The organism is Vibrio sp. Vb2880 (genome assembly GCF_033337975.1).
Taxonomy (GTDB): Bacteria; Pseudomonadota; Gammaproteobacteria; order Enterobacterales; family Vibrionaceae; genus Vibrio; species Vibrio alginolyticus.
The window spans coordinates 1-19,615 of record NZ_JAWORT010000039.1; the positions used below are offsets into that span (position 1 = coordinate 1).

Here is a 19,615-nt window from a genome sequence, read left to right on the forward strand (position 1 = left end):
CTTCAATGCGAGCTTGCCGAATATTTAACATATATAAATCCTTTTAACTTACCGTCCTCTCGCGGCTACATAACGCCTTGTTAAGGTGTGAGGCACGCAATACCAAAGCCCCCGCATGCCACCTAACCACTAAAACCAACGCATAGTAAAAATGCCACGCGTGCCGAATCACTCTTGAACAATTTGTTATGCGCGTTCTCCACGATTGAACGCAACTACAGTAGCGCGTAATTTAGTCAGCTTAAACTCTGTAAGTAACACTGTAACAAAAGACAATATAGAAACGGAGATAAGTGCAATATTTATCAAAGCATTACCACTAAACTCATAAATACCTGACAGACCAATAAATAGCAAAAGACAGGCAATTATCGATAGAATCGAATCATTAGTTTTCACTTTATACTCATCAGCAGGTATATCTTTTATTATCGAAACCGGATTTGAAAGCCCGTCAAGCCGAACTGCAATTTTTCCTTTTTTAATTTTGACTTTTAGGCCAGAACTTCTTAACGAATTAGCTAAATCTTCCATGATTGATTATCTCCATTTCTGCGAGCGCATAACGCCCTGTTAAGGGGTGAGCAACGCAATACCGAAGCTGCAGCATACCACCCTAATCGCTAAAGACAACGCATAGTAAAAATGCCACGCGTTGCGAATCCCTCTTGAACAGTTTGTTATGTGCGTGGTTGAAACCTACTCTACACTTGGTTCTGGTAAAACTGGTGGTGTACTGTCCATATAAGTTAAAAAGTTTTCCCATAACTCGTGCGTTCTTTGCTTAGTTAACTTAGTTTTGCACGATATAGCCATAATTCCACGAATAGTTCCATCACGCCATTGCGTATAAACCGAATCACAGTGAGAGGACATATATGCTTGCCAATCCTGTTGCGCAAGCTTAATTGCTGCGATCAGTTCTGGGTCATGAGAGTTATGCTCAAAGCTAGTGCTTAGATATTTGTCTAATTTAACTTGTGCTGACTCTAGTTCAATAGCGGCACATTGGTTTATCTTGATTGTGGTCATCGCGTTATTACAGTCCATGGACTCTTCTTCAGCAAGAGCACCAAATGAAAGACTAGCTAATATGATGATTAGACACTTATTCATCGTTTTCTCCGAAAGCACATAACGCCCTGTTAAGGTGTGAGCAACGCAATACCGATGCCACCGCATACCACCTTAAACACTAAACGCAACGCATAGTAAAAATGCCACGCGTTGCGAATCACTCTTAAACAGTTTGTTAAGTATTTTATTCGTAATAGTCATGGTTCAGTGACATCACCGCACCTTCAAAATCAGGAAACAAACTAGCAGTTTGAATATTCATATGCTCAAGTACAATCCTTAAACCCTTATGTACTTTTTCTGGAATAATAAATTTCACGACACCAATGTACTTCACCAACTCATCACTAGAAAATTCATCTATGTAACCTCTCTTGTAAGGAGTACCGAAATCACAGTAACCATTCTTTACTTCAGTATCACAGTCTCCGACAAATACTTCAGCCAAGTTATCCATGAAAGATTTATTTATATCCAGAGCAGACAAGAACTCCCCTTGCTGAGCGAATAACCTTTTATTTTGTCGAAACGGACTTAATATTGAGACCCCTACAAAACGAGCTTCTCGCTTAATGATCTTTTGGATAATCTCTTGATCTTTTTCATAGATGGAAAGTCCAGATTGAATACCTAATTCTGAATAAACCTTTCTCATTTTAAAACGTTCAAGTTTACCTAAATGTATTCCCCATATAGCTGCATCTTTACCTGATTTTCCGTCATATCTCGTAGCAAAGTAACACGCAACAAATATCGATCGAGAAAAATCAATTAACCTTGTTTTAGCTCCATGATGCTGTAGTAAAGCAAGCCATTCAAGGTAATCGTCTTGTTCTGGAACACTCTGAGGAATGAACGTATGCGCCCTACGCTGAAAATCTATAATCTTTTTTTCTTCGTAATTTCCAATTAAATATCGATCACTGAAGTATGGCTGCATCTTACGCTCTATGCCTGAAGATATTGGCCAACTCTCATCCATTTGACCTCGAAAAGTCAGACCGTTCCGTGCATAATCTGATTTTCTAAGGTACTCATACAAATCATCAATATTTCGAATTATTATCTCAGCATATACATTTTGCATACAAACTCCCAAAAATACTTAACGCCGCATTAAGGTGTGAGCAACGCTACCACCATGCCTAAACCATTACACCGTAAACACAAAACCCAACGCAGAGACAAAAATACCAAGCGTTGGGAATCACTCTTAAATGCTTTGTTATGCATTTAGTCGTTCTTCGGGTGAAAAACTATCGTTCACAAACTTTAAGAATTCACAGCTTATAATTTTCGCTTGCTCCCAACCTAAATCACTAGAATCAACGACATAAAAACCAGATATAACACCACCTGCAATTCTGGCCACGCAAATATTTCCATTACCATCTAAGCAAATTGGCATTGCGCCAGGCATATCGTGCTTTACCCCATAAATATCTTCGCCGTATATCTCCGACAAAGAGAAGAACTGTAACTCTTTGAACCCAAAATAGACTATAGGGCCATCGCTAACACTCCACCAATTCAACATACTTTCAGGAAGAGTTATTTGAAATATAGTTTCTAACTTGTGTATTTCTTCCTGATTTGCGCCTACAGGTCTATCTATAAATTCCATGAATCCCCCTGATGCATAACGCCTTGTTAAGGTGTGAGGCACGCAATAGCGAAGCCGCCGCATAACACCTTAACCACTAAAACTAACGCATAGCAAAAATGCCACGCGTGCCGAATCACTCTTGAACAATTTGTTATGTGGCGAGCTCAAGGTGTGAACAAATCGAATGATGAAACCCTAACGGTTTGATACGCCGTTACTTGGTTTTTATGCGTCTACTTGGTTGTTATGTGCGATGAAAATTAAAATTGAAAAGAAAATGGTAAGCCCGAACAGTGATATTTTACCTTTATGTTCTTGTGATTTAGTTTTATCAGGGAACCTACCAAGCATGAGTAGTAACAAAGCTACTTTACCCAGAAAATAACATCCAAACTCAACGAATACGCCAACCACTAGAAAGCTAATAACCTTATTTATCGTCCTAGAAACTGGTGTCAAAATTTCTTCTAAGATATCGGATATCACTTTTTCCTCCATAGACACATAACGCCTTGTTAAGGTGTGAGGCACGCGATACCAATGCTTCCGCATAACACCTTAACCACTAAAACCAATGCATAGTAAAAATGCCACGCGTGCCGAATCACTCTTGAACAATTTGTTATGGTGCTACGCTCAACGTTAGCTCTTGTATGTCAATTTGGTCTACTTCCCTGCCCAATATCCGCTTGTACTCGACTAAACGATGAACTGGGATAACTGGCAACTCTATGCCTTGATAATTTTTAATAACTGATTCTGAAAAGGAGATTTCAAGCTGGTGCCAAGAGCCATCTTGATGTGATTGTATCTTAGTATGTTCAGACAAACCGATTTCAATTTTTTGATTTTGGTAAACCAATTGGAAATACTCTAAATCCCAACCATATTCGACATAATGAGTTAACGGTTTGGATATGTATTTTGATACATGCGATAACACTTTATCTGCGTCTGAGTTTCGAATATAAAGATCTATATCTGCGACTTCCCGACTTCCACCATAAATAGTTGCCGCTAATCCACCTACTATTTGATACTCCACAACCTCTGCATCCAAGATTTCTTTGAGCCACTGCAAGGCTACTTTAACTTTATCACTCATCTAGCTCCCTTAGCTGAATTTTGCCCTGCGCCATAACGCCCTGTTAAGGTGTGAGCAACGCAATACCGATGCTCCCGCATGCCACCTTAAACACTAGACGCAACGCATAGCAAAAATGCCACGCGTTGCGAATCACTCTTAAACAGTTTGTTATGTGTTTGCGTGCTGAAGTTGAAAATGCAACTGAGACATTAGTGATTGATATACTTTCATAGTAAATACTTGCAAATTTTCCATACAAAACTCACCACCAATAATTGGATGCAGATCCCAACCTAAGCATTCGTCTTGTTTTGGTTGTAGCCCGTGTTCGAGCGCCAAGTCATACCAACTAGTTAAAAAGACATTATCACACCAATCTTGTGATTTATTCATTTTATTGTACTCATGAAAGTCCGAAGCAATTGTTTCATAGGTACCATCTAAAACCGATAACAATGAAATTGAGCCATCCACTTCACCAAATAGCCAGTCCCCCATGATGGTTAGATACAAAGGTTTCCCTGTAGGATTAAGCAACCATTTCCACTGAGGTAACAAGGTATCTATTTCTACGTCCGAGACTTCCCAAATAAACTGCATTTTTATCTTTCTCACTCTGTTTAGAAACCCATTGACACATAACGCTCTGTTAAGGTGTGAAGCACGCAACGACCATGCTGCTGCATGGCACTTCAACACCAAAGTCAACGCATATCAAAAATGCTACGCGTGCTGAATCACTCTTAAACAGTTTGTTATGTTCGTAGCTTTTGTAGTCCTCGAACTGCCCGGTTAGTCGACTCTACCAAGTCAGTCCGCTTCAATTTCTCTCGAATTGCCAATGCTTCTATGAACTGTTGCTCAGCCAGTTTATAGTTGCCAAGCTCAACGTTCAATTTACCCAAATGCTGCAAACTAAAACTCAAAGAGAGCTCACAAGCAAAATCCTGGCTTTTTAGGAATTCTTTTTCAGCGCCAATCATGTCACCTGCATATTGCAGAGCTATACCTGAAGCATGGGTTGACCAGAACTTGTTCTTAACGCTAGACGTTGAAGTTTGCACTTTAGAAGCAAGCCAATAAGCCAACCTACACAGCCCGATGATTCGTAAACAATCGGCTATCAATATTAACTGCCACTCTAGCTTCTCTTTTTTGTTTGAAAGTTTGAATATGAGAGCCTTATATAGCTTTACAACAAGTTTATGGAAAACGCTAAAAGTTACCCTATCTCTTTGATACTCCACCACGTCCTCCAAGAACATAACGCCCTGTTAAGGTGTGAGCAACGCAGTACCGATGCTTCCGCATACCACCTTAAACACCAAACGCAACGCATAGTAAAAATGCCACGCGTTGCGAATCACTCTTAAACAGTTTGTTATACGCTCATTTATCAACACGCTTCTCAAATGCTTTTTTGCCAGCAAAGTAAAGCCGAACATAGATTTTTCTGTTTTTCCAAGTGAAATGATCTCCATGAGCAAAAGGAAATGTAACCCCTGAATGAGGTTCTATTCTGTCGTTGAGCATCTCGTCTTCAGGAGACCAAAGTTGTTTTGGAGCCTCAAACCATGAAAGCAATCCTTTAGGTCGGTAGTACACTTCCATGTAGTTCAACAATATAGGTGTATTCGATAAATTCTGAATACTAATTTCATTTCCGTACTCCGCGTCACTTCGAAATACGTAGCTAGTACCTACTTTAAAGCGGTTATTATAAACCTCTTTAATTTTCAAAAATGCTAGTCCCGTTGATACTACAGCTCCCCAAATAGAGAGCACCACAGAGAGATCTATCGACATATTTTTACTTACCTACTTCATATCTAATTTTACCGAGAGCGTATAACGCCCAATTAAGTAGTGAGCAACGCACTACAGAAGCTACCGCATTACGCCTTAAACACAAAACTCACCGCAAACCAAAACTGCCACGCGTTGCGAATCTGCTTAAATTGTTTGTTATGCGATTTTTCGGCAATGCTTAATTGGCTAACGAAAACATTACCTTAAACACGAAAAACCACAAACACGTAGGTAACTTTTTGTGATTCAAGAACCAACGGATTCAACATTTCCTAAAAAGGCCGCCACAAGTGCGGAACACCGCCTTAAAGCAAAGAATAAGCTTTTGCTTGCGAGAAACTTAACGAGCCAGGATTTCAGCAAATACCGACTTTCGATAAACTTGCCCTTTCCACACTTTGCACCCAACCAACTTTCCACGACCAAATGCGATTTTTAATGAGGCAACTTCACGAACTTTGGCATGTTTTACGGCAGGAGAGATTCAAGAATTTGAGCCGAAAATGCTGATTTGCCGAAACCAAAAAACGAACAGCCAACGAGATTAAATTAGAAGAAACCTAAAATTTTGCCTTGTCGCATAACGCCGCGTTAAGGTGCGAACAACGCAATACAAAAGCTTCAGCAAAGCACCGTAGTCACTTAGCTCAACGCAAATCAAAAATGCCACGCGTTGTGAGTCACTCTTGAACGCTTTGTTAGGCTTCTAACTCACGATATAACACTAAGCAATTGTACTCTTTGTCTAATTCTATTTCTGGCTCGAAAGCCCGGATTTGTGTGAAACCTTGTTTGTACCAGAACCTAAAAGCAGGGATGTTTTCCACATAAACATTTAAACCTAGGCGCTGAATCTTTGTATATTCACGGGCTACTGCGATGACACTACTAACAATTTCTGAGCCTAAGCCCTTACCTTTAAAACTCGGGAGAATAGTTAACATTGGGAGCCAAAGAGTACCGTCAGAAGGAGCATGAAATTCCAACTGCACATAACCAACCACCTCATCTTTCTTAGTACTGATTTTTCTTAGGTAAAATGCTTCTTGGTCATCAGGTAATTTTGACCGACAACTTTCATTGATCAGTTTTTCATATTCAGCTAAAGGCCATTCTCTAAACGTTGGATCCAATACCTTTACGTTTGAGTTACTGTCAAAAATTGACTTGGCTAAATGCGCCTCATCATTTGAAAACTCAGAGAAGACCAGATTTTCTGATGTCCAGTGTCGTTTCAGCACTAACAACTTCCTCCTTGAAGCCTAACGCCGCATTAAGGTGTGAGCAACGCTACCACCAAACCTTAACCATACCACCGTAAACACCAAACCCAACGATGGAATGAAAAATGCCAAGCGTTGAGAATCACTCTTAAATGCTTTGTTAGCATTCTAGCCACCGCTAGCCCCCTTATTTAGTTGTACAACTAAGCCTTTGGGTTTCTTACATTTTTTATTAATACTGTCCGCGTTAGACAATACATCCTCGATGAGTTTATCGTACACCTTCTCTTGTTTTTCTCTTACTACGGCTAGCAGATGATTAACCAGATTTTGAAAACCAACTTCTCCCTCCATTGTTGCGTAATCTGGTTGGGCTCTTTCTTGTGTGACAATAAGCTCATGATTTTTTGATGGATTAACAACAAGAATTGACTTTGCAAACTCTAGTTTTTCATGCCCTGAATGTGCAGCGAAACTATTACGATACATCATAACTTCGTCGTGCACCTCTCTAAAGTCATCTGCGATCATTTTTCGGTTCAAACGAGATCGACGCCCGGGACAATTAGTAAAGCACTTTGCATAAAATGTGAGTGACGAAACAAATAAAGATTTAACCACGTTAAAAACTTCCCTATCACTACCATGTATAAAATTACTTTTCCCCTCTTTTCCATCGGGATACAGTTTATCTATGGTTTCTAACCAATTAATAATAGTTTCAAGATCTTTTTCAATTAAAGAGTAGCCCGCTAGCTGCTCTGATAGCTTTGAATCCAACATAAATGCTGGTAATTGTTTACGTTTGTAAAAATACTTGAGATGAACAGTTCCAGTTTCCCCGTTCAAAGTTCTCTCAACTCTAATTTCTGGGTCTTGATCTGATGATATGAACATATCCTCTCCTGAATGCTAACGCCCTGTTAAGGTGTGAGCAACGCAATACCGAAGCTCCCGCATATCACCTTAAACACTAAAACCAACGCATAGTAAAAATGCCACGCGTTGCGAATCACTCTTAAACAGTTTATTATGCCTTGCCCCACTCAGTTCGAAGAGCTGCCAAAACCACTGTATCCCACCACTGTCCTTTGAAAAAACGATGCTCTCTAAAATGTGTTTCTTGGCGCATACCCAGAGACTTACAGAGCTTAATAGCTGGCAGGTTTTTGCTGATTGTCTCAGCATAAATGCGGTGAACTCCCAACTCCAAGAACCCGAAATCTGCTAGAGCCAAGGCGGCTTCATGACTTAACTTATTACCTTGAGAGACTCTGGAAAATGCACACCCCATCGAAGCCTGCTGATTATCCTCTAACCGTAAACAAACAGTACCAACAAACTCACCTGATACCTTACGCTCGACAGCTAATTGGTATGATTTTCTTGGTTTCTCAGAAGCCTGAGCTATAAACAAGCGTGTTAACTCTCGGTATTTATTAGGGTCACAATCGCTTTCGTCATAAAAACGCTGATATTTAGCATCCTGAGACATAGCAACAAAAGCGTCTTCATCATTCGGAGTCATATCCCTAATAATCAGACGCTTAGTCTCGATTTTAAACATCGAAAGTTCCTTTTCCTTGTGAGGCATAACGCCGCATTAAGGTGTGAGCAACGCTACCACCTAACCTAAACCATTGCACCGTAAACACGAAACCCAACCTTGAACTGAAAATGCCAAGCGTTGGGAATCACTCTTAAATGCTTTGTTATAGCTCGGCTAGTTTTCTTGAAGCTCCCTGCACCTAGGACAAACTACTTTTCCCGCTGGGATTGTATAATTACAAGCCATGCAAGATCTCTTGAGGTACTTAGGATCATAGTATGTATCACTGGACTTGAGAGCATATTGTGCGTCAGTGTAATGTTTCTCTTTTTCAACTCTAGAACTACAGTGTCTACACCTTATTGCTTCAGCTTTAATAAGCTCAGCGCAATAAGGACACTTACGGTAGTGACCTGAGTCTAACATACTTGCTTCTCGTTTATCTGAAGAGATAAGCGCAATGATAAAGCCGACTAAGGGAGAAAGAATGACAGCCAAAAAGAAATAGAAAATAGCTGATTGCCCTTTTGTAGCTGCATATTTCCCTACTAATATTGCGAACACTAACCAAAGCAAAAAGACAAAAAACATAGCGATACCCTCGAATGCCTAACCAACAGTATAAAGATAGGAAGCTATGGCAAATTCGTCTATGTGGCGCATCGAACTCAGAGCTATAACGCCGCATTAAGGTGTGAGCAACGTTACCACGAAACTCAACCATACCACCGTAAACACTAAACCCAACGATGGAATAAAAAATGCCAAGCGTTGGGAATCACTCTTAAATACTTTGTTAGCCATGTACTTGAAAGATGTAGATCGCATTACCATTTACAAGCTGATCTTCAAAAATTCTCTCAATTTTAATTGCACTGGACAATGGGAATAACTCCAAGTTGATGTCCTTAGCTATGTTTTTATTGAAATGGCTATTCTTACTACTTTTGTCTGAGGGAGAAATTGAAAATACCGTATTTAAAGGCTCATCAAAGAGTTTAGAGAAGCTATTACTTTTATTCGAGATATAGCGTTTCATTACGTAATCTGTTGCCATTACAAAGTATAAATTACCACCTAATTCAGACGTGAATTTTAGTTTGATTAAATCAACAACTAACTTCGCCATGTATTGAGTGGTATCTTGCTTTTTACTTGGAATCTCTTTGAAATATTTCATTTCCACTACAGATTCTGGGCGTGAGTCATTGCTATAAGTAACTAGATCTATTTCACGACCCTTAAAGCTAGGATGAGGGTGAGATAACTCTAGAACACAAGAATCGGCACTATATCCAGATTCCAGTAATGCTGCAAAGAGATCATACCGAAGACAATCTTCAGTTATATCCTTAGCTGAATACCTCTGAAGACGCTTTGAGAAGTTATCTGAAAATATTTGAAATGAATCTGCAATACTCATTTTTACTCCGAAAATGGCTAACGCCCTGTTAAGGTGTGAGCAACGCAACGCCGAAATTTCCGCACACCACCTTAAACACTAAAACCAACGCATAGTAAAAATGCCACGCGTTGCGAATCACTCTTAAACAGTTTGTTATGTTTTATTGCGACAAATCTAAAAATGGCTTTAGCTTAATTAATCCAGCTTGAATAGATGCCAGAATAGCTAATAACAACGTTAAAATTACCATGCTATACTGTAATTTCACACTATCTTTATGGCGCCGTTCTTCCGTTTGATATTTTTCAAGTGTTACAATAGCTTTTCCATTTACTTTATATCCCCCGCCTTTTACCTTACTGATTTCACCTGATTCTACGAATGAATCAATATACATCCGTAGCTTATTTTGACAATTTTCTCTGTCAGGATGCCCAAAAAAGCGCAAAGAATACATATCAGAAACCAGTGAGGACAAACTAAATTCCTTGCGACTTATACCATAATTTTCAATCAAATAATCTAACAGGTCATATCTGGGCTTTAGCTGTAACTCTTTTTTATTGAATAAAAATTGCGAAACTTTATTCAATATTCGCTTTAATTTAACTTTTACGTAGTCTTTTCTTGTAAGGTAATGGAGTATGAATGAGTTAATACCAGTATAAGTTGTATAGTAATTATGCAAGTAGTGAGTAATTTCAACAGTATTTACATCAATATTATTAATATCAATGTCTAGTTCTATATCACACTGATCAGTTTCCGGGTTATATTTTAATACCTTTACCGTATTCATATCCAAGTCGCGAACAAGAGCTGAAACTCCGTCGAGCTTGATTCGAGTTGAATAGAAATTATTTTTCTCACATTCTGGACCTGACATGGGAATGCGTGCTGGACCGATCTTCCCAAATGCTTTTCTCAAAGCCCACATTTGAATTTTTGACCACATAATTCACCTAAAACATAACGCCCTGTTAAGGGGTGAGCAACGCAATACAAAGGCCGCCGCAAACCACCTTAATCACTAAAATCAACGCATAGTGAAAATGCCACGCGTTGCGAATCCCTCTTGAACAGTTTGTTATGTGCGAACTTCTAGCTTGTAGATGACTGCTCAGCAACACTAACTTTAGGCTCTTTCTCTGGCGTCGACCATTTGATGATTGCTCTAAGGTTCATTGAGAAAAAGATGATATTTGCAATTATCATTGCCACACTGCCAGTAAGATAACCAACTGCTACCCAACTAGTGTTACCGCACATCATTAAAATGAAACCGATTTTGTTCTTATTTCCAATTTGCCAAATTGCAAGAAACGTAAGTACCATTGCAACCCAGTCGATTCCATAGTACTGAAAATATTCCATTTTTCCTCCAAGCACATAACGCCGCATTAAGGTGTGAGCGGCGCTTGGCTATACTTGAGCGAAGCGAAACCGCCAAGCGTTGCGAATCACTCTTAAATGCTTTGTTAAGCTACTGACCCGAGGCGATCGATGAAGTTAATGTCAGCCCTTTTGGAATCTTACAATTTTCAAATAACATACGTTCAAACTCTTTCACCGCTTTATAAGTGTTTTCTACGTTCTCAGGTGACAGATACTTATCCCAAGGACACTCCATTTTCTTTTGAAGTTCTTCACGTGTTTTTACGTCTGTTACAACTTCAACAGGCTTACCATGTGCCACATCGTCTCGAAGAACCTTTAAATCCCATATTTGTTTATATAAGCCTGCATTTTTGTCAAACTCCAGACCCGCTACTGCACAAACTTTTGAGATTTTAACTTTATAATAATCTCTCTCTTTCCAACCTTGAACACGCTTAGAACCCACGAAATTAACTATAGCTTCAACTGAAAAAGCGAGAGAAATCAAGCAAGATAGACAGTCCAAAGCAATTGCATCTTCGTCTTCTTTAGCAACTTTATGTCGGATTGTACTTGGTTGATAAAACGCTAGGTTCATCAAATCATTGTGAGGATAAACTCGAATATGTGCCATTTTTGCTCCTTGTAGCTTAACGCCTTGTTAAGGTGTGAGGCACGCAATACCGAAGCTTCTGCATACCACCTTAACCACTAAAACCAACCAACGCATAGTAAAAATGCCACGCGTGCCGAATCACTCTTGAACAATTTGTTAGCCCTTTTTCAAAAGGTTAAGACTTGTATACGACAACCAAACCACCAAGATTGCCAGTAAGTTTAGAGAAACTGTTACTTCATTAACATTCACACTTATCGGTACTTCAACTCCAAAAGAAAAGGCTAAGGAAAAGTTAGGTGTTTCTATGCCTATCATCTGAATTAAATAAAGAACGATCATTAACTTAAATACCCAAAGCTTCTTTTTTAACAACCCGTAAAAACTAGACAAGTTCAAGCTTAGCATCACTAAAACAATTGCAAATGTGAGAAAAAGACTCGAAGAGCTCAATTGATTTACTTGGGCAAGCAAGGTAAATAGTAGAAACAGAGTAACTGCAACAGATATACACTGCAAAAACAGCAAGAACTTTGTTCTTTTTAAATGATTTTCAAACAATTTTATATTTTCTCCTTGAGGGCTAACGCCTTGCTAAGGTGTGAGTAACGCAATACAAAAGCTACCGCACAGCGCCTTAATCACCATAAGCCACCACATAGTAAAAATGCCACGCGTTACGAATCACTCTTAAGCAATTTGTTAGTACATGCGCTACTTCTATTTGTACGCTCCAAGATATTGAAAAGTGGCATAATATGAAAGGCTTTGGGCAGCTACAAAACTTAAACTCGATTAAGAGACGAGAGTTGGCTAGAAGAAAAATGCACTGACCTGCCCTACTTTCACAGGCTTCAAATTAGAAAAGGATTCGATCCTCGTACTTCGACGGCAACACCAAAGAAAGACAATTCTGACTTAGTAAAAACCACGAAATAGAAGAAGCGCCAAAGAAATAGGGTAAGAGTTAGAAACCGTAAACGGTGAAATCAAAGCGAACACTCCTCATATAGTGCCACCGGAAAGAACATGAAAGGCACTAACTGAAAGGTGTAAACACGAGCGCCAAAACAGATAAACACCAAAACTTATGACCTTCGATGTCAAACCCGTACTAACGCCCTGCTAAGGGGTGAGCGACGCAATACCGAAGCCGCTGCATACCACCTTAATCACTAAAATCAACGCATAGTAAAAATGCCACGCGTTGCGAATCACTCTTGAACAGTTTGTTAGGCTATTGATTCTCTGGGGTTCTCACGTACGTCCCATTGAAGGTGACATTTAGCCCCCCACAACCGTTGTCTTTGCTCACTACGAGGGTATCTTGCTCTAATAAAATTTGGAGAGTACAGCCGTCAACGTCATAGTCTATTTGATTACCTTTTAACGTTACGACTCCGTCGATTTCTCCAAAATTTACAAGGCCAGAAGAAGAGTCACCTACCCAAACTGATGTCCCTGATAGTTCGTAGGTGTTCGAACCCACCTTAGTTAAGTCAATAAAGGCAGTGTCAGTATCCAATTGATCATTGTTATACCGCTCATAATGCCCCTGAAAATCAGGAACAACTGCTGCATATGCAAGCGATGAAACAAGCAACATACTTAGAGCTACGCAAACTGTTTTCAAGCTCAAATTCTCCTCAATAGCCTAACGCCGCATTAAGGTGTGAGCAACGCTACCACGAAACCAAACCATATCACCGTAAACACGAAACCCAACCTTGAACTGAAAATGCCAAGCGTTGGGAATCACTCTTAAATGCTTTGTTAGCCCTAGGATTCTGACCAAAGTTCAGAGTCATCTTCTGATAGCTGTTGAAGCTCTCTTTCTATAACTACATCTTCAGGCCATTTGATATCCAAGGAGTTCTTGAATTCTTGAATATCTACATAAGCAATTATGTCACCCTCTATTTGTAACTCCCACGCCGAGCCATTCCACTGAGCAAAATCATAAACACCTGCAGCTGGCCCTAGTTTTACCGCAACAAAATACATACCAACAAATGATGGCAGTCCTTTTTCCCAATTCAACTCAATACTCATACTACCTCCTAAAACTTTTCACGAAAGCGTTCAGCTACGTCGGCCAATTCCATTAAGTAAAGTGGTTTTAATTTACATAATTGATGAGCGTTTTCAATAAAACCTAAGAGTAAAAAGTAATTTTTATTCAAAAAGCCCTCGCAGTAGATCAACGCGGTGTTACTGGTCTTATGATATGAAAGCTTCTTCAAATGCCAAAGTTTGGATGAAGAATCTCTAATATGGATGTGGGACATCCCAGCCTGCTTGACCTGACTTGGAAAATCATAAGTAGTGTCTCGACCAAATGATTCGTGGGGAACACCCGTTTTCTTGTAATCTTTGAACTGACTGACCAATAAATCTAGTTTACTTTTATCAAGACTATCTCTAAATCCTGAGCTTACAAAAACCTTTACATCCTTGTTCATTTTTATTACTCCATTTCAATAAAAGTTACTTTGTTCCTTATTTTTGAATCATTCATCGTTGCTCGTTCAGTTAACGCTGCTGAACGCCTGATTTCATCTCTTTTGAGTGCTTCTGTCTTATTGTCACCATCTAAGACTTTTTCTTTTTTGAGAACTATCGCTTTTTTCCTTTGTTGCATATTACACTTTCCTCTCTATTTAATTTAGAGCTAACGCCTTGCTAAGGTGTGAGTAACGCAATACAAAAGCTACCGCACAGTGCCTTAAACACATAAGCCACCGCAAAGTAAAAATGCCACGCGTTACCAATCACTCTTAAGCAATTTGTTAGTACATGCGCTACTTCTATTTATGCGCTCCAAGATATTGAAAACTAGCATGATATGAAAGGCTTTGAACACTGAAGTGAGACGGGCAGCTACAAAACTTTACCCCGATTGAAAGACGAAAGTTGGCTAGAAGAAAAATGCACTGAACTCCCCTACTTTCACTCACTTCAAATTAGGAAAGGATTCGATCTTCGCGCTCCGACGGCAGCGCCAATAGCAACCAAGATTTACTCAGAAGCCTCCACAAAAATGAAGAAGCACCAAAGAAATAGGCTAAGAGTTAGAAACCGTAAACGGTGAAGTCAAAGCAAACACTCCGCATATAGTGCCACCGGAAAGAACGTGAAAGGTACAAACTGAAAGGTGTAAAGACGAGCGCAAAAACAGATAAACACCAAAACTTATGACCTTTGATGTAAAACCCGTACTAACGCCGCATTAAGGTGTGAGCGGCGCTTGGCTATACTTGAGCGAAGCGAAACTGCCAAGCGTTGCGAATCACTCTTGAATGCTTTGTTATGTGCGTGCTAAACGGTAGCGCCTTACCGTACCCTCAATCTCATCTGTGTAGTTACCGAGGTATTCACCACCACAGTTTTCGATAACCTTTTGAGATGCGGGATTGTCAATTGAGCAAGTAACAATAACTGAATCAGTGACAACATGGTCTCGCACCCAAGCAAGCAGAAATGAGGCAACACCCTTACCACGAGCTGACGGTCTAGTTTCGTAGCCAATATGACCAATGACATTTTCTACGTTGGCATTAGTACCTTTGCGAACTCGGATTGCACCTAAAATTTCGGAGTTCGATACACAGTAGTAAGTTGTGCTAGGTAAATATCCCTTTGGTAACTCGGAGATTGCCTTTGAACGTTCGACCAAATCTGACAAATAAGCTGTCGGATCTTGCTCCACACCCGAATATTTTGGAATACCCGATTCTAGGCATTCTTTCGCATAACTCGCTAATATTGGGGCCAAATCAGGGTTGGCCTCTATCACTTCCATGTCAATTTTCCTCATAAGCACATAACGCTCTGTTAAGGTGTGAGCAACGCAACACCGAAGCTCCCGTATACCACCTTAAACACCAAACACAACGCATAGTAAAAATGACACGCGTTGCGAATCACTCTTAAACAGTTTGTTATAAGCGTACTCGAGGCGTCCTACTTTCCCTTTGCTTAGGCATATGGATTGGGCTTCTGTGGCTCTACTGATGATGCCTTTGGTTTGTACTCTACATCTCTAACAGGTTCTATGTCTGATTCCCACAAGTCGAAACCACCAGAAAAACTACTATTTGAGCCACTACGTTTGAGTTTTTGCGTACGACGACGCTCATAGTCATCAAATTCTGAAGAGTCTTCCGGATATGGATTTGCATAATCAGAATAAAGGCATGATTTAAAGCCTTCTTCATATGCTTTGCTTCCCATAGATATCTCCTTAATTTCACCTTAGCTTATAACGCCCTGCTAAGGGGTGAGCAACGCAATACCTAACCCGCCGCATACCACCTTAATCACCAAAATCAACCCATAATGAAAATGCCACGCGTTGCGAATCCCTCTTAAGCAGTTTGTTATGTGTTTGGTTAATGCATACAGATTTTATTAACGATTGCTTTCGTAATATCCGCGGAGAAATACTCTTGAGCTTCCTCTTTGGACAAAGCAATAGAATCATAGATAAAGGCAGAACCTTGGGCTGTTACCGTTTGTAACTTACAGTCAACCTTGATTATAGCCTTCAACGAACCTGACTTACCTTCACGATAGATTTTAATGTCGTTCAGCTGGCCCATATCTCCAACGACATACCACTCATCAAAATATGGCCCGCCGACCATATCTTTATAAACAAACTCACCATCTAAACCAAAAGAACCTTCTTCTGCAAATACTGACGATTGGACGCAACCAAGCATAAATATTGCTACGCCAAATCTGATTACTTTGTGCATATGTTATCTCAAACTCTGATTACACATAACGCCGCATTAAGGTGTGAGCTACGCTCGGCTATACTTGAGCGAAGCGAAAATGCCGAACGTTGCGAATCACTCTTAAATGCTTTGTTAGGGCTTGCCGTCCAACATTCTAATCAATGGATGAGTGCCTTGCTGGAAAACTATTCCTGCAATAGCAAAACCCAGATTATACTGCCAAGGAGCGGAGCCAAATATCGTGCCCAAGAAACCTGCAAATCCAATGACAGCTAAAACAAATAGCGGTACTGCTGCCAATATACGCCCCAAGAGACCATCATCTCCGAAAATCTGCTTCCATCGCTTATTTATAATATCCCAGAAAAGAACCGCACTAAACGCGGTCACAAATCCAATCATATAACCAGAAACAGCGTGAGAAAATAACTCAAACCCTTTCTCTTTTAAGAAGCCTGATAATTCAAAGCTGGCAAACCAGAAGATAAACCCCCAACCTCCAACTTGAATTTGCCAATCTTTTATTCTATCCACTTTTTGTACTCCGATATCATATTAAGAGCCCTAACGCCCTGTTAAGGTGTGAGCAGCGGCAATACCGAAGCCGCCGCATACCACCTTAAACACTAAATTCAACGCATAGTAAAAATGCCACGCGTTGCGAATCACTCTTAAACAGTTTGTTAGGCATTCGCCTCATGGTGTGTAGACAGTTTATGAAGCAGCTCATGCTTGGCTGCTGAAAGCTCAAATATGGTGTCAGTATAGCGACCATTTTCATTAATACCTTTTAGGGCGGCAATTAGCTCGCTTAGGTTAAAATCCAGTTCTTTTGGATTGACTGCATGCTCTGGCGTTAAAAATGGTAGGCAACGTTTCATTAGAACTTCCAAGCCACGTTTCAGGTTTAATTCATCATGCGCCTCTATGCATGAAAATATGGCGCTAAAGCTACTATCCGTAGCATTCTTAAAGCTTTTATTTTTAATTTGAAAGTTAGCTTGAAGATGAAATAAACCAGCAGACAGAACATGCAACCTTTTATCGTTCTCAGAGCTAGCTGAGTCAAACTTCGAACATACCTCTTGAGTAATATGTTTCATAAGCTCAGCTTGAGCGTCTAATACCTTTTGCTCAATATGTTTTTGTAGCAACTCAGACTCTAATTTCACTTTTCGATTGTGGTAAAAAAGTAAACAAGATCGGAATCAAAACACCGACGAATGCAACCAAACCAAGTGTAATTGTCATTAGTTGAGAGAAAGATGTCGCATAGAATCCGTTTACTTTCTCTAGTAATTCAATTGAAAATTTATCCAAGTTTCCTCCTGATGCCTAACGCCCAATTAAGGTGTGAGGCACGCAATACCGATGCCGCCGCATACCACCATAATCACTAAAACCAACGCATACTAAAAATGCCACGCGTGCCGAATCACTCTTAAATTGTTTGTTAGCAATATGACCCAACGTCATGCGCTGAACTCTTTTAACGCTGACACTGCTGCTTCGGCTTTACTTGTTTGAACAAAGATATGATCGTGATAATAAGCTGCAATCACATTTGCGCTAATATCCTTTGAAGCCAACTTGTTAGCCACTGCTGCTGTAAGACCAACAGCTTCCAAACTAGAATGAACTGTTAACGTAATTTGGCTATACGAACCTTCAAACGATAAACCAGCCTTCTCTGCAACTGCTTTTTCGATAACTAAGGTTAAACCTTCGGATTCGATGAACGTAGCGACTGGGTTTAACTCAATGTAATCTCTGAGCGAGCCTGAAACCGTACAAAAAACGAACTCAGCGTCAACCAACTTTGGACTCATGGAGCTCAGGAGTTCATCTAAATCTGTAATTCCCGACATGTGTGATATTTCCTTATATTGCTAACGCTGCGTTAAGGGGTGAATGCCGCATAAACCAACTTTCCGCAAGCTACTTTCACCACCAAACCAACCGCATACCAAAAATGCCACGCGGCATGAATCCCTCTTAAACGCCTTGTTATATGCGTAGCTTCAGCTACATAAAGACTGCTTCAATTTTGTTACCGTCAACATCGCGGACAAACGCTGCATAGTAAGTCTCACCGTACTCTGGGCGCAAGCCAGGCTTACCGGCACACTCGCCACCAAGCTCTAATGCAGTAGCATAAAACTGGTCAACAGCTTCTTTGTTTGGAGCATTGAAAGCAATGTGAGTTCCATTACCTGAAGAGGCTGCATTTTCACATGGGTAACCTACCCAAAACTCAAAGTTTTTGCCGTAGGCAGCCGCGACATTCTCGATGTAATGAGCCCGTTTTATGGACAAAGCAGATAGAACTGAATCGTAAAAAACCACCGCAGATGGCACATTTGAAACACCAACTGAGACATGATTTAGAATCATTTTAAACTCCCTTTTGCTCACAGATTTTGAAAGCATATAACGCCCTGTTAAGGGGTGAGCAATGCAATACCGAAGCAGCCGCATACCACCTTAATCACTAAAACCAACACATAGTGAAAATGCCACGCGTTGCGAATCCCTCTTGAACAGTTTGTTAGGTGCGTAGCCAAAGTTGGTAAAAGTCGGTTTCATCGTGCTTGGGATTCTTGCGCACGAACTCCCAACCATGGCGCTTGTAGAATGTGAGAGCCCTATGGTTAGTTCGGCTTACTGAAAGTACAGCACGCAAACAACCCGCTGTACTCAATACGCTTACAATATAATCCTGCAATTTTGCAGCGAGTCCTGAACCACGAAAATTCGGTTTTAAGTAAATGAGATGCACATAGCCAGTCTCCGGCTCGGGTGAAAAGCTACGAAACTCTAACTGCCCTGCAAACTGACCATCCACAAATATATGGATATAGAACCATCCTGATGTTGCTAGCCGATCTAATACTCGTTCACGATAACCACTGATGAAGTCGTCGAAACCATCGTAATGCCCAAAACTACAAAAGTATGCATCTTTTCTCGCAGCTACGCACAATTCGAAATCATCAATGTTTATCTGCTGAAAAGCAATTTCCATACTTACCTTTTCCTTCAAGCACCTAACGCCCTGTTAAGGTGTGAGCAACGCAATACAAAAGCTGCCGCAAACCACCTTAAACACTAAAATCAACGCATA

General features: G+C 40.2%; 29 protein-coding genes. All 29 read right to left on the reverse strand.

Features of this window, described 5'->3' with window-relative positions; genetic code table 11:
* Positions 1 to 186: 186 nt before the first annotated feature.
* The gene (locus tag R7M92_RS23595; protein ID WP_031780756.1) at positions 187 to 534 is read right to left on the reverse strand and encodes a hypothetical protein; all 348 of its coding nucleotides are present in this window, start codon (positions 532 to 534) and stop codon (positions 187 to 189) included.
* A gap of 165 nt (positions 535 to 699) precedes the next feature.
* Positions 700 to 1,116 carry a lysozyme inhibitor LprI family protein gene (locus R7M92_RS23600; RefSeq protein WP_318073512.1) on the reverse strand — a complete coding sequence of 139 codons (417 nt, stop codon included), beginning with the start codon at positions 1,114 to 1,116 and terminating at the stop codon, positions 700 to 702.
* 145 nt (positions 1,117 to 1,261) lie between these two features.
* Positions 1,262 to 2,164 (reverse strand): FRG domain-containing protein, encoded by a 903-nt coding sequence (locus R7M92_RS23605; protein WP_115340136.1) that lies wholly within the window; start codon positions 2,162 to 2,164, stop codon positions 1,262 to 1,264.
* A gap of 138 nt (positions 2,165 to 2,302) precedes the next feature.
* Positions 2,303 to 2,701 (reverse strand): SMI1/KNR4 family protein, encoded by a 399-nt coding sequence (locus R7M92_RS23610; protein WP_151514925.1) that lies wholly within the window; start codon positions 2,699 to 2,701, stop codon positions 2,303 to 2,305.
* A 207-nt stretch (positions 2,702 to 2,908) separates the two neighbouring features.
* Positions 2,909 to 3,187 (reverse strand): hypothetical protein, encoded by a 279-nt coding sequence (locus tag R7M92_RS23615; protein WP_318134434.1) that lies wholly within the window; start codon positions 3,185 to 3,187, stop codon positions 2,909 to 2,911.
* Between the two features lie 118 nt (positions 3,188 to 3,305).
* The gene (locus R7M92_RS23620) at positions 3,306 to 3,788 is read right to left on the reverse strand and encodes a MazG-related protein (protein WP_098415717.1); all 483 of its coding nucleotides are present in this window, start codon (positions 3,786 to 3,788) and stop codon (positions 3,306 to 3,308) included.
* Between the two features lie 150 nt (positions 3,789 to 3,938).
* Entirely contained in the window at positions 3,939 to 4,370 is a 432-nt protein-coding gene (locus tag R7M92_RS23625) for a T6SS immunity protein Tdi1 domain-containing protein (protein WP_042524345.1), read from the reverse strand.
* 155 nt (positions 4,371 to 4,525) lie between these two features.
* A complete protein-coding gene (locus R7M92_RS23630) occupies positions 4,526 to 5,035 on the reverse strand; it encodes a hypothetical protein (RefSeq protein ID WP_053306467.1) in 510 nt (169 codons plus the stop codon).
* A 124-nt stretch (positions 5,036 to 5,159) separates the two neighbouring features.
* Positions 5,160 to 5,576 (reverse strand): hypothetical protein, encoded by a 417-nt coding sequence (locus R7M92_RS23640; RefSeq protein WP_053311933.1) that lies wholly within the window; start codon positions 5,574 to 5,576, stop codon positions 5,160 to 5,162.
* 701 nt (positions 5,577 to 6,277) lie between these two features.
* Complete coding sequence (locus tag R7M92_RS23645; protein ID WP_318134454.1) at positions 6,278 to 6,820, reverse strand: N-acetyltransferase; 543 nt, start codon at positions 6,818 to 6,820, stop codon at positions 6,278 to 6,280.
* 150 nt (positions 6,821 to 6,970) lie between these two features.
* On the reverse strand, positions 6,971 to 7,699 hold the full coding sequence (locus tag R7M92_RS23650; RefSeq protein WP_262647479.1) for a hypothetical protein: 729 nt from the start codon (positions 7,697 to 7,699) through the stop codon (positions 6,971 to 6,973).
* A 133-nt stretch (positions 7,700 to 7,832) separates the two neighbouring features.
* Positions 7,833 to 8,369, reverse strand: a complete 537-nt coding sequence (locus tag R7M92_RS23655; protein ID WP_318134440.1) for a GNAT family protein — start codon at positions 8,367 to 8,369, stop codon at positions 7,833 to 7,835.
* Positions 8,370 to 9,147: 778 nt separating this feature from the next.
* Positions 9,148 to 9,774: a hypothetical protein gene (locus R7M92_RS23660; RefSeq protein ID WP_228086982.1), complete on the reverse strand. Its 627-nt coding sequence runs from the start codon at positions 9,772 to 9,774 to the stop codon at positions 9,148 to 9,150.
* Between the two features lie 142 nt (positions 9,775 to 9,916).
* Positions 9,917 to 10,711, reverse strand: a complete 795-nt coding sequence (locus tag R7M92_RS23665; protein WP_318134443.1) for a hypothetical protein — start codon at positions 10,709 to 10,711, stop codon at positions 9,917 to 9,919.
* A gap of 146 nt (positions 10,712 to 10,857) precedes the next feature.
* Positions 10,858 to 11,130: a nicotinamide mononucleotide transporter gene (locus R7M92_RS23670; protein ID WP_005462157.1), complete on the reverse strand. Its 273-nt coding sequence runs from the start codon at positions 11,128 to 11,130 to the stop codon at positions 10,858 to 10,860.
* Positions 11,131 to 11,239: 109 nt separating this feature from the next.
* A complete protein-coding gene (locus tag R7M92_RS23675; RefSeq protein ID WP_318134445.1) occupies positions 11,240 to 11,767 on the reverse strand; it encodes a hypothetical protein in 528 nt (175 codons plus the stop codon).
* Between the two features lie 138 nt (positions 11,768 to 11,905).
* Positions 11,906 to 12,310, reverse strand: a complete 405-nt coding sequence (locus R7M92_RS23680) for a hypothetical protein (protein ID WP_262643866.1) — start codon at positions 12,308 to 12,310, stop codon at positions 11,906 to 11,908.
* Positions 12,311 to 12,986: 676 nt separating this feature from the next.
* Positions 12,987 to 13,382 carry a hypothetical protein gene (locus tag R7M92_RS23685; RefSeq protein ID WP_151514915.1) on the reverse strand — a complete coding sequence of 132 codons (396 nt, stop codon included), beginning with the start codon at positions 13,380 to 13,382 and terminating at the stop codon, positions 12,987 to 12,989.
* A 146-nt stretch (positions 13,383 to 13,528) separates the two neighbouring features.
* Positions 13,529 to 13,801 carry a hypothetical protein gene (locus tag R7M92_RS23690; RefSeq protein WP_025441781.1) on the reverse strand — a complete coding sequence of 91 codons (273 nt, stop codon included), beginning with the start codon at positions 13,799 to 13,801 and terminating at the stop codon, positions 13,529 to 13,531.
* A gap of 8 nt (positions 13,802 to 13,809) precedes the next feature.
* Positions 13,810 to 14,211, reverse strand: coding sequence for a type II toxin-antitoxin system YafO family toxin (locus R7M92_RS23695; RefSeq protein ID WP_213964361.1), 402 nt, complete (start codon positions 14,209 to 14,211; stop codon positions 13,810 to 13,812).
* A gap of 5 nt (positions 14,212 to 14,216) precedes the next feature.
* Complete coding sequence (locus R7M92_RS23700; protein WP_153645908.1) at positions 14,217 to 14,390, reverse strand: hypothetical protein; 174 nt, start codon at positions 14,388 to 14,390, stop codon at positions 14,217 to 14,219.
* Positions 14,391 to 15,056: 666 nt separating this feature from the next.
* Entirely contained in the window at positions 15,057 to 15,551 is a 495-nt protein-coding gene (locus R7M92_RS23705; RefSeq protein ID WP_137282125.1) for a GNAT family N-acetyltransferase, read from the reverse strand.
* 176 nt (positions 15,552 to 15,727) lie between these two features.
* A complete protein-coding gene (locus R7M92_RS23710; protein ID WP_318134448.1) occupies positions 15,728 to 15,982 on the reverse strand; it encodes a hypothetical protein in 255 nt (84 codons plus the stop codon).
* Between the two features lie 158 nt (positions 15,983 to 16,140).
* A complete protein-coding gene (locus R7M92_RS23715) occupies positions 16,141 to 16,509 on the reverse strand; it encodes a hypothetical protein (RefSeq protein ID WP_017634598.1) in 369 nt (122 codons plus the stop codon).
* Positions 16,510 to 16,623: 114 nt separating this feature from the next.
* Positions 16,624 to 17,025, reverse strand: a complete 402-nt coding sequence (locus tag R7M92_RS23720) for a hypothetical protein (RefSeq protein ID WP_308388229.1) — start codon at positions 17,023 to 17,025, stop codon at positions 16,624 to 16,626.
* A 149-nt stretch (positions 17,026 to 17,174) separates the two neighbouring features.
* The gene (locus R7M92_RS23725) at positions 17,175 to 17,663 is read right to left on the reverse strand and encodes a hypothetical protein (protein WP_318134450.1); all 489 of its coding nucleotides are present in this window, start codon (positions 17,661 to 17,663) and stop codon (positions 17,175 to 17,177) included.
* Between the two features lie 300 nt (positions 17,664 to 17,963).
* Positions 17,964 to 18,359 carry an ACT domain-containing protein gene (locus R7M92_RS23730; RefSeq protein ID WP_053307313.1) on the reverse strand — a complete coding sequence of 132 codons (396 nt, stop codon included), beginning with the start codon at positions 18,357 to 18,359 and terminating at the stop codon, positions 17,964 to 17,966.
* Between the two features lie 157 nt (positions 18,360 to 18,516).
* Complete coding sequence (locus R7M92_RS23735) at positions 18,517 to 18,885, reverse strand: VOC family protein (protein ID WP_318134452.1); 369 nt, start codon at positions 18,883 to 18,885, stop codon at positions 18,517 to 18,519.
* Between the two features lie 154 nt (positions 18,886 to 19,039).
* Entirely contained in the window at positions 19,040 to 19,516 is a 477-nt protein-coding gene (locus R7M92_RS23740) for a GNAT family N-acetyltransferase (RefSeq protein WP_053809142.1), read from the reverse strand.
* Positions 19,517 to 19,615: the final 99 nt, after the last annotated feature.

What these genes read in the sequence shown, in the direction of transcription:
- R7M92_RS23595 (WP_031780756.1), bottom strand. Translation starts at nt 534, where the DNA reads ATGGAAGATTTAGCTAATTCGTTAAGAAGTTCTGGCCTAAAAGTCAAA.
- R7M92_RS23600 (WP_318073512.1), bottom strand. Translation starts at nt 1,116, where the DNA reads ATGAATAAGTGTCTAATCATCATATTAGCTAGTCTTTCATTTGGTGCT.
- R7M92_RS23605 (WP_115340136.1), bottom strand. Translation starts at nt 2,164, where the DNA reads ATGCAAAATGTATATGCTGAGATAATAATTCGAAATATTGATGATTTG.
- R7M92_RS23610 (WP_151514925.1), bottom strand. Translation starts at nt 2,701, where the DNA reads ATGGAATTTATAGATAGACCTGTAGGCGCAAATCAGGAAGAAATACAC.
- R7M92_RS23620 (WP_098415717.1), bottom strand. Translation starts at nt 3,788, where the DNA reads ATGAGTGATAAAGTTAAAGTAGCCTTGCAGTGGCTCAAAGAAATCTTG.
- R7M92_RS23625 (WP_042524345.1), bottom strand. Translation starts at nt 4,370, where the DNA reads ATGCAGTTTATTTGGGAAGTCTCGGACGTAGAAATAGATACCTTGTTA.
- R7M92_RS23630 (WP_053306467.1), bottom strand. Translation starts at nt 5,035, where the DNA reads ATGTTCTTGGAGGACGTGGTGGAGTATCAAAGAGATAGGGTAACTTTT.
- R7M92_RS23640 (WP_053311933.1), bottom strand. Translation starts at nt 5,576, where the DNA reads ATGTCGATAGATCTCTCTGTGGTGCTCTCTATTTGGGGAGCTGTAGTA.
- R7M92_RS23650 (WP_262647479.1), bottom strand. Translation starts at nt 7,699, where the DNA reads ATGTTCATATCATCAGATCAAGACCCAGAAATTAGAGTTGAGAGAACT.
- R7M92_RS23655 (WP_318134440.1), bottom strand. Translation starts at nt 8,369, where the DNA reads ATGTTTAAAATCGAGACTAAGCGTCTGATTATTAGGGATATGACTCCG.
- R7M92_RS23660 (WP_228086982.1), bottom strand. Translation starts at nt 9,774, where the DNA reads ATGAGTATTGCAGATTCATTTCAAATATTTTCAGATAACTTCTCAAAG.
- R7M92_RS23665 (WP_318134443.1), bottom strand. Translation starts at nt 10,711, where the DNA reads ATGTGGTCAAAAATTCAAATGTGGGCTTTGAGAAAAGCATTTGGGAAG.
- R7M92_RS23670 (WP_005462157.1), bottom strand. Translation starts at nt 11,130, where the DNA reads ATGGAATATTTTCAGTACTATGGAATCGACTGGGTTGCAATGGTACTT.
- R7M92_RS23675 (WP_318134445.1), bottom strand. Translation starts at nt 11,767, where the DNA reads ATGGCACATATTCGAGTTTATCCTCACAATGATTTGATGAACCTAGCG.
- R7M92_RS23690 (WP_025441781.1), bottom strand. Translation starts at nt 13,801, where the DNA reads ATGAGTATTGAGTTGAATTGGGAAAAAGGACTGCCATCATTTGTTGGT.
- R7M92_RS23695 (WP_213964361.1), bottom strand. Translation starts at nt 14,211, where the DNA reads ATGAACAAGGATGTAAAGGTTTTTGTAAGCTCAGGATTTAGAGATAGT.
- R7M92_RS23700 (WP_153645908.1), bottom strand. Translation starts at nt 14,390, where the DNA reads ATGCAACAAAGGAAAAAAGCGATAGTTCTCAAAAAAGAAAAAGTCTTA.
- R7M92_RS23705 (WP_137282125.1), bottom strand. Translation starts at nt 15,551, where the DNA reads ATGGAAGTGATAGAGGCCAACCCTGATTTGGCCCCAATATTAGCGAGT.
- R7M92_RS23710 (WP_318134448.1), bottom strand. Translation starts at nt 15,982, where the DNA reads ATGGGAAGCAAAGCATATGAAGAAGGCTTTAAATCATGCCTTTATTCT.
- R7M92_RS23715 (WP_017634598.1), bottom strand. Translation starts at nt 16,509, where the DNA reads ATGCACAAAGTAATCAGATTTGGCGTAGCAATATTTATGCTTGGTTGC.
- R7M92_RS23730 (WP_053307313.1), bottom strand. Translation starts at nt 18,359, where the DNA reads ATGTCGGGAATTACAGATTTAGATGAACTCCTGAGCTCCATGAGTCCA.
- R7M92_RS23735 (WP_318134452.1), bottom strand. Translation starts at nt 18,885, where the DNA reads ATGATTCTAAATCATGTCTCAGTTGGTGTTTCAAATGTGCCATCTGCG.
- R7M92_RS23740 (WP_053809142.1), bottom strand. Translation starts at nt 19,516, where the DNA reads ATGGAAATTGCTTTTCAGCAGATAAACATTGATGATTTCGAATTGTGC.